The organism is Streptomyces sp. R11, assembly GCF_041051905.1.
GTDB lineage: Bacteria > Actinomycetota > Actinomycetes > Streptomycetales > Streptomycetaceae > Streptomyces.
This window is the reverse complement of sequence record NZ_CP163432.1, coordinates 1,009,648-1,021,990: the sequence shown is the minus strand read 5'-3', so window position 1 is coordinate 1,021,990 and position 12,343 is coordinate 1,009,648. Positions and strand designations below refer to the sequence as shown.

General features: G+C 70.6%; 13 protein-coding genes. 9 read left to right on the top strand and 4 right to left on the bottom strand.

Annotated features, from left to right (window positions below; genetic code table 11):
• Positions 1–99: 99 nt before the first annotated feature.
• A complete protein-coding gene (locus tag AB5J55_RS04705; protein ID WP_369269432.1) occupies positions 100–1,668 on the top strand; it encodes an FUSC family protein in 1,569 nt (522 codons plus the stop codon).
• On the top strand, positions 1,665–2,201 hold the full coding sequence (locus AB5J55_RS04700) for a MarR family winged helix-turn-helix transcriptional regulator (protein WP_369269431.1): 537 nt from the start codon (positions 1,665–1,667) through the stop codon (positions 2,199–2,201). The genes AB5J55_RS04705 and AB5J55_RS04700 overlap by 4 nt, the downstream gene beginning before the upstream one ends.
• Before the next feature lie 36 nt (positions 2,202–2,237).
• On the opposite strand, the gene AB5J55_RS04695 is transcribed toward AB5J55_RS04700, so the two are convergent.
• Positions 2,238–3,002 (bottom strand): VOC family protein, encoded by a 765-nt coding sequence (locus tag AB5J55_RS04695; protein WP_369269430.1) that lies wholly within the window; start codon positions 3,000–3,002, stop codon positions 2,238–2,240.
• Between the two features lie 166 nt (positions 3,003–3,168).
• Here AB5J55_RS04695 and AB5J55_RS04690 point away from each other — a divergent pair, with 166 nt between their 5' ends.
• Complete coding sequence (locus AB5J55_RS04690; RefSeq protein ID WP_369269429.1) at positions 3,169–4,080, top strand: N-acetyltransferase; 912 nt, start codon at positions 3,169–3,171, stop codon at positions 4,078–4,080.
• Here AB5J55_RS04690 and AB5J55_RS04685 read toward each other — a convergent pair.
• A complete protein-coding gene (locus AB5J55_RS04685; RefSeq protein WP_369269428.1) occupies positions 4,077–4,469 on the bottom strand; it encodes a VOC family protein in 393 nt (130 codons plus the stop codon). The genes AB5J55_RS04690 and AB5J55_RS04685 overlap by 4 nt on opposite strands.
• A 71-nt stretch (positions 4,470–4,540) precedes the next feature.
• Between AB5J55_RS04685 and AB5J55_RS04680 the strand changes: the two genes are divergently transcribed.
• Positions 4,541–5,089 carry a GNAT family N-acetyltransferase gene (locus AB5J55_RS04680; RefSeq protein WP_369269427.1) on the top strand — a complete coding sequence of 183 codons (549 nt, stop codon included), beginning with the start codon at positions 4,541–4,543 and terminating at the stop codon, positions 5,087–5,089.
• An 18-nt stretch (positions 5,090–5,107) separates the two neighbouring features.
• Here AB5J55_RS04680 and AB5J55_RS04675 read toward each other — a convergent pair whose 3' ends face one another.
• Entirely contained in the window at positions 5,108–5,791 is a 684-nt protein-coding gene (locus AB5J55_RS04675) for a glycerophosphodiester phosphodiesterase (protein WP_369269426.1), read from the bottom strand.
• Positions 5,792–6,188: 397 nt separating this feature from the next.
• Between AB5J55_RS04675 and AB5J55_RS04670 the strand changes: the two genes are divergently transcribed.
• From AB5J55_RS04670 to AB5J55_RS04660, 3 genes are read left to right on the top strand one after another with little or no spacing between them, the layout of a single operon-like run.
• Positions 6,189–7,586 carry a DUF6421 family protein gene (locus AB5J55_RS04670; protein ID WP_369269425.1) on the top strand — a complete coding sequence of 466 codons (1,398 nt, stop codon included), beginning with the start codon at positions 6,189–6,191 and terminating at the stop codon, positions 7,584–7,586.
• Positions 7,587–7,630: 44 nt separating this feature from the next.
• Entirely contained in the window at positions 7,631–8,380 is a 750-nt protein-coding gene (locus tag AB5J55_RS04665) for an SDR family NAD(P)-dependent oxidoreductase (protein WP_369276092.1), read from the top strand.
• Positions 8,377–9,447, top strand: coding sequence for a low specificity L-threonine aldolase (locus AB5J55_RS04660; RefSeq protein ID WP_369269424.1), 1,071 nt, complete (start codon positions 8,377–8,379; stop codon positions 9,445–9,447). The genes AB5J55_RS04665 and AB5J55_RS04660 overlap by 4 nt, the downstream gene beginning before the upstream one ends.
• A 23-nt stretch (positions 9,448–9,470) precedes the next feature.
• Here AB5J55_RS04660 and AB5J55_RS04655 read toward each other — a convergent pair whose 3' ends face one another.
• Positions 9,471–10,835, bottom strand: a complete 1,365-nt coding sequence (locus AB5J55_RS04655) for a hypothetical protein (RefSeq protein ID WP_369269423.1) — start codon at positions 10,833–10,835, stop codon at positions 9,471–9,473.
• 195 nt (positions 10,836–11,030) lie between these two features.
• Here AB5J55_RS04655 and AB5J55_RS04650 point away from each other — a divergent pair, with 195 nt between their 5' ends.
• Complete coding sequence (locus tag AB5J55_RS04650) at positions 11,031–11,603, top strand: transglutaminase domain-containing protein (protein ID WP_369269422.1); 573 nt, start codon at positions 11,031–11,033, stop codon at positions 11,601–11,603.
• Between the two features lie 20 nt (positions 11,604–11,623).
• Positions 11,624–12,307 (top strand): B3/4 domain-containing protein, encoded by a 684-nt coding sequence (locus AB5J55_RS04645; protein WP_369269421.1) that lies wholly within the window; start codon positions 11,624–11,626, stop codon positions 12,305–12,307.
• Positions 12,308–12,343: the final 36 nt, after the last annotated feature.

Genomic DNA, 12,343 nt, shown 5'->3' with positions numbered 1-12,343 from the left:
CGCGGGGAGCATTCGGCGGAGCACGGCAGGGCGTACCGCGTCACACGTCCCGCTCCATCTGTATTATTTACAAGTAAAACACTTGCTAAGGTGATGGATGTGAAACTGGTGACGGATACGAGCAGCTGCCATCCGCTCGTCGGCGCGCTGCGTCTCGGCCGGCCGTCGGACATCTGGTTCAAGCCCGCCCTGAGCGTGGTCGTCTCGGTCGCCCCGCCCAACGTCGCCCTGCTGCTCCTCGGCCGGCTGGACCTGGCGATGTACACGATGGCCGGATCCCTGTGCGCGCTCTACGCCCACAACCGCCCCTACGCCGCCCGGGCGCGCGCCTTGGCATGGGTCGCGCTCGGCATGCTCGGCGGCCTTGCCACGGCGCTGGTCGCGGCCTCGCTCACCAGCAGCGCCGTCGTACTGGTCACCGTGGGCGCGGTACTGGCCGCCGTGCAGAAGGTGCTGTGCGACGCGACCCGTATCGGTCCGCCGGGCAACGTGGTGCTCACCTTCATCAGCTCCGCCGCCCTGTTCGCCCCGCAGACCTTCGTCCAGATCCCCGGCCACGTCGGTCTTGCCGCCACGGCCGCCGCGTGGGCCTGGCTCGTCGGCATGGCACCGGGCCTGCTGCGACCGCACGGCCCGGAACGCCGGGCCACGGCGGGTGCCCTGAACGCGGCCGCCGGGTACGTCGAGACGGGCGGCACCGGGGGTACAGGCGCGACGAGCAGCCAGAGCAGGCAGAGCAGGCAGAGCAGGCAGAGCAGGCAGAGCAGGCAGAGCAGCCAGAGCGGCCAGCGCAGCCAGGGCGACCACCGCGCCGGTGCCCACGCCTCAGCTGCCGCAGCCGTGCACGCCGCCCGGCAGGCGCTGCACTCCGCGGGCCGCCCCGGCCGCCCCGGCCGCGCCGGTGGCACGCGCCGCGCGCTCGAACGCCTCGTCGTCCGCGCCGAGGTCGCCCTCGCCGCCCCTGCCGACGCCGACCCCGCGCTCCTGCGCACCTGGGCCCGGCAGGTGCGGGGCACCCGGCCCGTGCCAGAGGTCGACGACCTCGCGAACATCGGGAGCGAACTCACCTCGCCCGCCACCCCGTTGCGGCACCGCCTCGCCCCCCTGACCCCGCTCGCCGTACGCACCGCCCTCGGCTGCGCCCTCGCCGGATACGCCTCGCTCGCCCTGGGGGTCGGCCGCCCGTACTGGGCCCTGGTCACCGCGGCGTGTCTGTACCAGGCCAACCTCACCCTCACCTGGGGCCGTGGCGTCCAGCGGGTCATCGGCAACCTGCTGGGCGTCCTCCTCTTCGCCGCGCTTGTCCCACTCGCCCACACCGGCGAGATCGCCCTCGTCGTGTGCTGCCTCGCCCTCAACTTCGGTGCCGAGGCGCTGATCAGCCGCAACTACTGGCTCGGCAGCGTCTGCGTGACCCCGATGGCGCTGCTCATCACCGAGTTCGCAGGGTTCCAGGAGCCCGGCCGGCTGATCACCGAGCGGGTCGTGGACACCCTGGTCGGCGCGCTGGTCGGCCTCGTCGCCGCGGTGGTCGTACCGGACCGGCGGTGGCAGCGGGTCGTGCGCGCCGAGCGGAGCGGACCCCGTACGCTCGCGGCCACGGGGCGTAGCCAGGGACCGCGCCCGGACCAGCGCACAGGCGACACGACGGAGGGTGTACGGCCATGACGGCGACGAACGGCGGGCCGACCGGGACGAGACGGGACACGGTGGCCGCCGTGGTCCGGCAGTGGCAGACCGTCCACCCCGACCTCGACACCGCCCCGATGGAGATCATCGGCCGCATCAACCGCTGTGCCGCCCTGCTCCAGCAGGCCGAGGACGCCCCCCTGCGCCGGGCGGGTCTCAGCCGCCCCGAGTTCGACCTGCTCGGCGCGCTGCGCCGCACCGGCCACGAACTGACCCCCAGCGAACTCGCCCGGGAGACATTCTCCTCGGGCGCCGCCGTCACCAAACGCCTCAAGCAGCTGACCGAGCGCGGCCTGGTGGAGCGCCGCGGCGACACCCGCGACCGTCGCGTCGCCCATGTCCGTCTCACTGACACGGGCCGCGACCTGGTCGACGGCATCCTGCCCGAACAGCTCGCGTACGAGACGGCCGTACTGTCCGGTGTCGACCCGCAGGGCCAGGACGAACTGGCGTCCTTGCTGAGCGAGTTGCTCGGCCGGCTGGAGGGCCAGTTGGGGGCGCTGCGCGGCTGACCGATCGCGGGCGGTTTCGACGCCCCGTCGGTCGTGTCACTTCTCGTCGGCCGCGCGGTACACGCCGAACACCGCTCCCTGCGGGTCCCGCAGTACGGCGATCCGCGGTCCGTCGGGGACAGCGGTGGGCTCCATGAGAACGGTGCCGCCCGCCTCAGTCGCGTCCGCAGCCATGCCGTCCACGTCCACCACGGCGAAGTACGGCAGCCAGTGCGCGGGCACCTCGTGCGGGAACTTGTCGTCCATCGTCAGCATGCCGCCGAAGTCGTCGCCGTCGATGCCCCACTGCGTGTAGTGCTCCGAGGCGTTGACGCTCCAGCCGAACACCGTCGTGTAGAACTCCACGGCCCGTTCGGGCGCCCGGGTCAGCAGTTCCACCCAGCCCAGCGCGCCGGGTGCGCTGAGCACCCCCGCGCCGGGGAACGACCGGGCCTGCCAGAGCTGGAAGACCGCACCCGTCGGGTCCGCGGCCACCGCGAAGCGGCCCACGTCGAACACGTCCATCGGGCCGACCAGCACAGTGCCGCCGGCCTCCGTCACCTGCACGGCGGCGGCGTCCGCGTCCCGCACCGCGAACGACACGTTCCACGCCACCGGCTGCCCCTCCTGGTACAGCGGCGTCAGCGCGGCCACCGCCGCGTCCCCGAGGTGCGCGACGGTGTAGCCGCCCGCCTCCTGACGCGGATCGGTCTCGGCGCGCCAGCCGAACAACCCCTCGTAGAACTCCTGGGCCGCGGCCACGTCGCTGGTCCCGAGCTCGGTCCAGCAGGGCCCGCCGGTCACCGGCTTGTCGAGCTTCATGGCGCTCCTCCCGCACGAAACCCCCTCCAGCACGCTAAGCCCCTCCCACGGCCCCGGCCATCCGGCGGAATTCCACTGGAGCCCGGCGCCGCCACCGTCGTACCCTCGACCCCGTACCGCACCGCGTGGCGGCCTCCCGACACCGTTCTCCGACCGGAGGTCCCGCATGCCTGCGCCCGAGGTGCGTCCCTTTCGCCGTGCCGACCGCGACCAGCTCACCGAACTGATCAACATGCACGTCGCCGCGGTGGTTCCCGCCGTCTCCGTCTCCGTGAACACGGTGCTCAGTGCTCTTGAGCGACAGCCGGACGAGTTCATCACCGACCCCTGGGTCGGCGAGCGCGTGACCCTCGTCGCCGAGCAGCGCCACCACGTCGTGGCCGCCGCCCATCTGCTGCGCTACCGGGCGGACGACGAGGTGGGCGGGACCTACCGGGACATCGGTGAGATCGACTGGTTCGTGTGCCGTCCGCCGGCCTCCTTCTGGCCGGACTCCGACGAGGCCACCGACCTGCTGATGAACGCCTGCCTGGCCCAGCTGGCCCGCTGGAACGTGCGCGCCCGGTACGCGAGCGGCGAGCTCCCCGCCCCGGCCGTCTACGGCCTGCCCCGCACCTGGCCGCACATCCGCGCCCGCTACGAGCGCGCGGGCTTCCGGCACATCGGAGACACCGAGGTGATCCTGATCGCGCGCGTGGCCGACCTGCCGACCCACCAACCGCGGCCGGGCGAGACCGTAGACCGCACGCTGGGGGAGTGCGGCACGCGCTTCACGGCGTACGCCGAGGGGTGCGCCCTCGGCTTCATCGAGGTCGACACGACCCTGTCCCGCCCCGAACGCCACGCGCGCGGCACGGGCCTCGCCGACATCGGCAACCTGCACATCGACCCGTCGGCGTACGGCGAGGGCCTGGAGCACCGGCTGCTCGGTGAGGCCGCCGACTGGCTGCGGCTGTGCGGTGTGGACCGCCTCCTCGCCCATGAACGGGCCACCGACGGCACGATGACCGACCGCCTGGCCTCGGCCGGCTTCCGGGAACTGACCCGCACCGACAGAGGCTGGCAACACCGGCCCTAGATTCCGGGCCGGTACCGCAGCGGGTGATCCGCCGGCACCTCCACCAGCACGATCTGCGTCCCGTCCGGATCGGCGATCCACATCTCGACGAGACCCCAGGGCTCCTTCACCGGCGGCCGGACGATCTCGACACCCTTGTCCCGCAGCTCGTCGTGGGCGGCCGCCAGGTCCTCCACCTGCAGCCACAGCCGGACGGCCGGCGACGGCGGGGTCTCGGAACGGCCGGAGACCTCCAGGAAGCCACCGCCGAGGAAGTACACGGTGCCGCGCTCCGGCCCCGTTCCGAACTCGCGATGGACGACCAGGCCCAGCTGTTCGCCGTAGAAGACACGGGAGCGCTCGGGGTCGGTGGGGTGAAGCAGGGTCCGTCCGCTCAGTACGTGCACCATGCAGCGGGATCCTAGCGGCGCGTTACGCTCAGCGGTGCCCGAGTCGTGCCCGAGAAGTGGAGAAGCACCCCATGGACACCACCGCGACCACCGCCGACGGACTCACGTTCCGTGACGCCACCGACGCCGACGTGGACACGCTGGTCGCGCTGATCGAGTCCGCTTACCGCGGGGACTCCAGCCGGGTCGGGTGGACGACCGAGGCCGACATCCTCGAAGGCCAGCGGACCGACCCGGAGGGCGTGCTGGCGGTCATCAAGTCGCCCGACAGCCGACTGCTCACAGTCGAGCAGCACGGGCAACTGGTGGCCTGCTGCCAGCTCGAACACCGCGGCGCCCACGCCTACTTCGGGATGTTCGCGGTCAGCCCTGCACTCCAGGGCGCCGGACTCGGCAAGGTGATCATCGCGGAGGCGGAGCAGCAGGCCCGCGCGACCTGGGGCGTCACCGAGATGCACATGACCGTGATCTCCGTACGGAACGACCTTATCGCCTGGTACGAGCGGCGCGGCTACCGCCGTACGGGACGGATGACCCCGTTCCCGTACGGCGATGAGCGCTTCGGCATCCCGCAGCGCGCCGACCTGCAGTTCGAGCTGCTGGTCAAGGAGCTGGCGTGACGTTCATGCGGTGGACGTTCAGGCCGTGAAACGGCCGGTGCGCTTGATCTCCGGGTAGTCGGTGGTCGCGCCGTCCAGTTCCAGGGCTCGTACGAGACGCAGGTGGTCCTGGGTGTTGACCACCCAGCCGATGATCCTGAGGTCCGCCTTGCGGGCGTGCTCCACGACCTCCAGGGTCAGCCGGCGGATGTTGAGGCAGACTGTCGCCGCGCCGACCTCGACGGCACGGTCCACGACGTCGGTGCCGTAGCGGCTGGCGATCAGCGCGGTCCGTACGCCGGGTACGAGGCGGGCGATCTCGGCGACGGCGTCGTCGTGGAACGAGGACACCTCGACCCGGGAGACCAGGTCCCGCTTGGTCATCACCTCGGCGAGCGCCCGGGCCGCCGCGACGTCCTTGATCTCGGCCTGCAGCGGCGACTTCACGGCGTCGAGGACCTCTTCGAAGACCGGGACGCGTTCGCCGCGGCCCGCGTCCAGGGCGCGCAGCTCGGCGAGGGTCTTGTCGGCGATCGCGCCGGTGCCGTCGGTCGTGCGGTCCACATCGGTGTCGTGCATGACGACGAGGGCGCCGTCCTTGCTCAGGTGGAGATCGAGTTCGATGGCGTCGAGGCCGGCCTGCTGGGCGGCGACGAACGAACGGAGGGTGTTCTCGGGTTCGACACCCATGACTCCGCGGTGACCGATGGTAAGGAAGTTCAAGGTTCAACTCGCTTCCGTCGACGGCGGCTCGGCGTGCGCGCAAACCGGAGCGGACTGTTCGCGCGGCAGATCCGCAGCCTAGTGGCCCCGGCGCGTGATGAACCCCACGTGTACGCAGGGTTTGCGGCAGTGGACATGTCGTACCTGGATCGCACCCCTCCGGATGGTCACCCGGCCGTGGGCGAGTCCCGCAGGGATTGACCTGCCGCTGTGGGCCACCTGTTCACCCGTGCGCATGCCCGCGCATGGACGGGGTATGCGCCATCGGGATGGCCAACAGCAAAAGTTGCGGTGACCATGGGGGTGTGCAGGATAATTTCCCGGGTCTTCACTTGCTCGGAGGAACCTCGTGTGTATACGGTCTCCATACGCGAGGTTCTCCCGTGGAGGATGAGACATGACGGAAATTCTTGTGCAGACGGCTACGGAGGAGCAGGTTCCTCCTGTGACCAGGGTGGTGGAGCACCCGGCGTGGCCCGTGCTCAAGGATGCCGTGGAGCGGATCCGGCCATGGCAGTCCAAGGACGGGTCGATCGACTTCGAAGCCGAGGGCGCGCCCGAGCGCACGGAGGCCGAGGCCGCCGTACGGCGTGTCGTGGACGCGGTGGTGGAGCTCTCCCCGCTGCTGCCGCACGACGCCGCCTACCACGAGGCCCTGGTGAAGGACCTGCGCCGCTGGTCCGAGGGCGGCTTCCAGGTGCCCGACTTCCTCGACTCGCTGCTGGCCTTCCAGCCCGCCGCGAACCGCGCGGACGGTCTCCAGCACCTCGTCGTCTTCGCGATGTACACGCAGAACGGCAACCCCGACCGCAACCTCGAAGCGGTCGTGCTGCGCATGGTCTGGCCGCAGTGGCTGGCCGAGCTGGAGCGCACCCGCTACGACAACCCGCTGTTCTGCGGCATCAAGTTCGAGGACTTCACGGCCGGCTACGACACCAACTCCGCCGTGCTCTTCCCCGAGACGATCGCCGTGCGCGAGGCCCCGGAGCGCTTCACCTGGGGCGGCATCTTCTGCGACCGCGAGGCAGCCCGCTTCCGCCGCGTCACCGACGCCGCCGTCGACATCCTCGGCCTGGACCTGCCCGAGGACATCGCCGCGATGGTCCACGACCAGAAGCGCTGCGAGGAGGCCTTCGTGCTGTGGGACATGGTCCACGACCGCACCCACAGCCATGGCGACCTGCCCTTCGACCCGTTCATGATCAAGCAGCGCCAGCCGTTCTGGATGTACGGCCTGGAGGAGCTGCGCTGCGACCTCACCGCCTTCAAGGAGGCCGTGAAGCTCCAGGCCGACGGCGTCCCGCAGGCCCGTGACGTGCAGTACGCGGTGCTGTTCGACCGCATGTTCCGCTTCCCGGTCACCGGCGAGCGCGTGCGCAACTACGACGGCCTCGGCGGCCAGCTCCTCTTCGCGTACCTGCACAAGCACGACGTCATCCGCTGGACCGACAACAAGCTGCACATCGACTGGGACCGTGCTCCGCAGGTCACCAACCAGCTGTGCGCCGAGATCGAGACCCTGTACCGCGACGGCATCGACCGCCCGAAGCTCGTCCACTGGTTCGCGGGCTACGAGCTCGTCTCCGGATACCTTTCCCCGCACCCGGGCTCCAAGTGGGCCAAGGGTCCCGACGCCCTCGACCTGAGCCTGCCGCCGCGCAAGCTCGTCGATGACGTGCTTCCGGACGAGTTTCCGCTGAGCATGTTCTATGAGGCCCTGTCCAAGAAACTCAAGAACGTGATCGCCTCAACCAAGGGCATCACGGCGGACAGCGCCGAGCGGATCGCCGCGTGAGCGACCGCGGCACCGAGAACACAGCTCAGCAGGAGGCGAAGAAGATGGCGGGGAACGGAGCTCTCAGCGGTGCGGTGATCGCGGTGGCCGGCGCGGGTGGACCTGCCGGGCAGGCGGCGCTGCTGCGACTGGCCGAGGCGGGCGCGACCGTCATCGGCTCGGACAACGACCCGGAGCGGCTCGCCGAGGCCGTGGACGCGGCGAGCTACGCGCACGGCGGCGCCACCGTCGTCGGGGACACGGTCGACCTGCTCGACCGTGACGCCACCCGCGACTGGGCGGACCGCATCGAGAAGGACTTCGGCCGCGTCGACGGCCTGGTCCACCTCGTCGGCGGCTGGCGCGGAAGCGAGACCTTCATCAAGACGAGTCTCGACGACTGGGACTTCCTGGAACTGCTGCTGATCCGCACCGTGCAGCACACCTCGCTGGCCTTCTTCGAGGGTCTCCAGCGCAGCGAGCTCGGACGGTACGTGCTGATCAGCGCCGCCGGTGCCTCGAAGCCGACCGCGGGCAACGCCTCGTACGCCGCCGCCAAGGCCGCCGCCGAGGCCTGGACGCTCGCGCTGGCCGACGCCTTCCGCAAGGCCGGGGGCCCCGAGGGGCCGACGTCCGCGGCTGCCATCCTGGTGGTGAAGGCGCTGGTGCACGACGCGATGCGCGCCGACCGCCCCAACGCGAAGTTCGCGGGCTTCACGGACGTCAAGGACCTGGCCGATGCCGTCGTCGGCGTCTGGGACAAGCCCGCCACCGAAGTGAACGGAAAGCGCCTGTGGCTGACCGAGAAGCCGTGAACCCTCCGAAGACCGACGCCCGTCGCCATCACGACCCGGACGTCCGCGGTTTCGCCAGTGACAACTACGCCGGTGCCCACCCCGAGGTGCTCGCCGCCCTGGCCCTGGCCAACGGTGGGCACCAGGTCGCGTACGGCGAGGACGACTACACCGAGAACCTCCAGCGGATCGTCCGCAGTCACTTCGGCGCCACCGCCGAGGCGTTCCCGGTCTTCAACGGCACCGGCGCCAACGTCGTCGCGCTCCAGGCGGTCACCGACCGCTGGGGGGCGGTGATCTGCGCCGAGAGCGCGCACATCCACGTCGACGAGGGCGGGGCGCCGGAGCGGATGGGCGGCCTCAAGCTGCTCACCGTCCCCACGCCCGACGGGAAGCTCACCCCCGAGCTGATCGACCAGCAGGCGTACGGCTGGGAGGACGAGCACCGGGCGATGCCCCAGGTCGTCTCGATCACCCAGAGCACCGAACTCGGCACCCTCTACACGCCGGACGAGATCCGCGCGATCTGCGACCACGCCCACGCGCACGGTATGAAGGTGCACTTGGACGGCTCGCGGATAGCCAACGCGGCGGCCTCCCTGAACGTGCCCATGCGGACGTTCACCAACGCGGTCGGCGTCGACATCCTCTCGCTCGGCGGCACCAAGAACGGCGCCCTGTTCGGCGAGGCGGTCGTCGTCCTCAACCAGGACGCCGTCAGCCACATGAAGCACCTGCGCAAGCTGTCCATGCAGCTCGCCTCCAAGATGCGCTTCGTGTCGGTGCAGTTGGAGGCCCTCCTCGCCAAGGACCTCTGGCTGCGCAACGCCCGCCACGCCAACGAGATGGCCCAGCGCCTCGCCGAGGGCGTCCGCGCCGTGCACGGCGTCGAGATCCTCTACCCCGTGCAGGCCAACGGCGTCTTCGCCAAGCTCCCGCACGACGTGAGCGAGCGCCTCCAGAAGAGGTTCCGCTTCTACTTCTGGGACGAGGCGGCGGGCGTCGTGCGCTGGATGTGCGCGTTCGACACCGCCGAGGACGACGTGGACGCGTTCGTGGCGGCGCTGAAGGAGGAGATGGCCCGCTAGGCCTTCTCCTCCCTCGGCACCGATCAGCCGTTGACGACGATCGCGGCGCTGTTGTTGCGCAGGTTCGGGTCGAACTTCCTGATGGACAGCTCCGGATCGTCGTTGAGGGTTTCGACGGTGGTGCGTGCCCCGCGCACCACCTGGTCGATCCGGAACTGCACCGCAAAGGTGTGGGACGCCTTGTCGTGCAGGTGGATCGGCGTCCGGCAGAGATAGGCCGTCACGGGAGCCCCTTCCTCGGGCGGCTCCGCGGTCGCGCAGTCCTCCGGCAGGCCTACGACCGTCGTCCCCTCCGGCGCCTGGAACCGCACGGTGGCGACGGCCGCGCCGACGCCCAGCGAGGCCACCCATGCCGGGCCGCGGTTGTGCACGGTGACACGCGCGGTCACGGTGTCCCCGACGGTCCCGCGCACCTTGCTGCCGGTGAGCTTCAGGTCGGCGGTGTTCCTGGCGTCGAGGATGACGGTCCGGTAGTTGTCCGACAGATCCAGGTCCTCTTCGCCGGCCGCCCGCTGCGCCGCCACGGAGCGCAGGTTCAGCTCGTGGCCCGTGCCCGGGGTCCACGTCTCGCCGCCCCGGGCCTCTTCGAGTGCCTTGTCCGAATACGGCAGTACGGAGTGGTCGAACCGCTCGTACAGCGCGTTCCGCCCGACATGGAGGGCGGTCGTCAGTGCGTACCGCTCGCCCGGAGCCACCGCCTCGTCCAGCACGCACAGCGCGAACGTACCGATGGCGTGGTCCCGGTACTCACAGTTGGAGTGCCGTTCCTTGAACCGAAGGCCGTACGACGAGTAGATCGACAGCAGCGTGCGGTCCACGGTGCGGTTGCCGTTGTTGGCGACCGTCGCCCGCACCTGGGTGTTCGTGCCGGGCGTGAGGTCCCGCTGGTGCTCGGCCTGGCTGAGCCCGAGGTCCGGGCCGTCGCCCAGGGTGATCCGGGTCTCCGCCGGAACTGCCGTCAGCTCCCCGGCGGTGGCCGAGTGGCGCACGTTTCCGGACGCGCTGAGGTCGGCGTCCGGCAGCGCGCGGAGTCCGAGCCGGGCTGCCGCCACGCTGTCGGTCCCCACCGGCATCTCGGGGAAGTCGCAGACCGCCTTGAGGGCCGATTCGGGCACGCAGTTGGCGGGCCACGACACCCGCGCGAAGGAGGCGATCTCGCCCGCATCCACGGTGAGTTGGCCGGCCGGCACCCCGTTCTCGCTGTTGTCGTGGGTGATCAGCACATCGAGGATGCGCTCGGACGCCGCGCCGTCCGCGTCGGGCCCCGGCAACACTGTCTCGGACGACACACTGATCCACAGCTGATCGGAGGCGGCGTGCACGGGCCCGACCCCGACCGCGGCCAGGGCCCCGCCGGCGAGCGCGGCTGCGAGCAGTCGATGCTTCATGAACTCCCCCTTGTTGATGACCGGTCGGTGAGCGAGACCGGCGGCACGGGGGAGGGGTTGTACCCGTTGGTCTGGTTGCGGCGATGTTCGGCCGTTCTGGCGGCGACGGAAGCGGACCAGCCGGGCTATGCATGACTATGCATTAGGCAGTAAGTTGATTGCCGGTGTCAATGCCTCCGCCTATGCTCTGCTCTTATGCGGATGATCCAGCAAACCGCCGCCCTCTCCGCCTACTTGGCTGCTGACGAGGTGATCGACCATCACCATCCACTCGTTCGCGAGACGGCTGCAAGGCTCGCCCGTGGCGCCGCGGGCTCGTATGAATATGCGCACGCGGCGTTCGAGTTCGTACGTGACGCCATCCCGCACTCGCAGGACTCCGGCGACCCCCGCGTCACCTGGCGCGCCTCCGACGTCCTGGAACAGGGCACCGGCATCTGCTACGCCAAGGCCCACGCGCTGGCCGCGTTGCTGCGCGCCGAGGACATCCCGACGGCGCTGTGCTACCAGAAGTTCGAGGTGGTGCACGGCTTGGTCGCCGTGCGCTTCAACGGTGCCTGGCATCGGCAGGATCCGCGGGGAAACAAGCCCGGCGTGGACGCCCAGTTCTCGCTGGACTGTGAGCGGTTGGCCTTCACGCCCGATCCGGCGTCCAATGAGATGGACTATCCAGTCCTGTATGCTGCACCGCACCCGGCCGTGCTCGATGCCCTCGAGGCCGCCCCCGACAGGCCGTACCTGTGGCAGACCCTGCCCACCGCACTGTGAACCCCGAGACAAGGCGGACCATGACTCTCACCCTGACCGTCTCCGACGAGGTGCGCGCCCTGGCACCCGGCTTCACCCACGTGGCGGTCGAGGCGCACGGCCTGGTCAACGGACCGAGTACCGAGGCGAGTGCCGAGCTCCTGGACGAGGCGGCCCGCCGGCTCGCCGTACGCTTGGACGGGCGTGCTCCGCACGAGGACCCGCACATGGCGGCCTGGCGCGAGATCTACACGGCGTTCGGGTCGAAGCCGTCCCGGACCCGCAACTCCGCGGAGGCGCTGGCCAAGAGGGCGCTGTCGGAGGCGGGACTGCCCCGGATCAACCTGCTGGTGGACCTGTACAACGCCATCAGCGTCGCCCATCTCATCCCCGTCGGCGGCGAGGACATCGACCACATCGAGGGCGGCATGCGCCTGGTGCGCGCCACCGGCGACGAGGACTTCGTGACCGTCGCCGGCGGCGAGGAGATCGTCGAGCACCCGGACGCGGGCGAGGTCGTGTGGCGCGACGACGCGGGCGTGACCTGCCGCCGCTGGAACTGGCGCCAGGGCCCCCGCACCCGGCTCACCGAGGAGTCCGTCTCCGGGATCTTCCTCCTGGAGAGTCTGTCGCCGATGCCGGTCGCCGAGGTCGAGCGGGCAGCAGCCGAACTCGCCGACCTGCTGGAGAAGTTCAGCCCGGGCGCGCAGATCACGGTCCGGTAGGGGCAGTCGGCGATCTGACCGCCTGCCCGGATTCGG

Coding starts and splice junctions, on each gene's coding strand:
- AB5J55_RS04695 (WP_369269430.1), bottom strand. CDS start 3,002: ATGAAGCTCGACAAGCCGGTGACCGGCGGGCCCTGCTGGACCGAGCTC.
- AB5J55_RS04685 (WP_369269428.1), bottom strand. CDS start 4,469: ATGGTGCACGTACTGAGCGGACGGACCCTGCTTCACCCCACCGACCCC.
- AB5J55_RS04680 (WP_369269427.1), top strand. CDS start 4,541: ATGGACACCACCGCGACCACCGCCGACGGACTCACGTTCCGTGACGCC.
- AB5J55_RS04650 (WP_369269422.1), top strand. CDS start 11,031: ATGCGGATGATCCAGCAAACCGCCGCCCTCTCCGCCTACTTGGCTGCT.
- AB5J55_RS04690 (WP_369269429.1), top strand. CDS start 3,169: ATGCCTGCGCCCGAGGTGCGTCCCTTTCGCCGTGCCGACCGCGACCAG.
- AB5J55_RS04645 (WP_369269421.1), top strand. CDS start 11,624: ATGACTCTCACCCTGACCGTCTCCGACGAGGTGCGCGCCCTGGCACCC.
- AB5J55_RS04655 (WP_369269423.1), bottom strand. CDS start 10,835: ATGAAGCATCGACTGCTCGCAGCCGCGCTCGCCGGCGGGGCCCTGGCC.
- AB5J55_RS04670 (WP_369269425.1), top strand. CDS start 6,189: ATGACGGAAATTCTTGTGCAGACGGCTACGGAGGAGCAGGTTCCTCCT.
- AB5J55_RS04665 (WP_369276092.1), top strand. CDS start 7,631: ATGGCGGGGAACGGAGCTCTCAGCGGTGCGGTGATCGCGGTGGCCGGC.
- AB5J55_RS04700 (WP_369269431.1), top strand. CDS start 1,665: ATGACGGCGACGAACGGCGGGCCGACCGGGACGAGACGGGACACGGTG.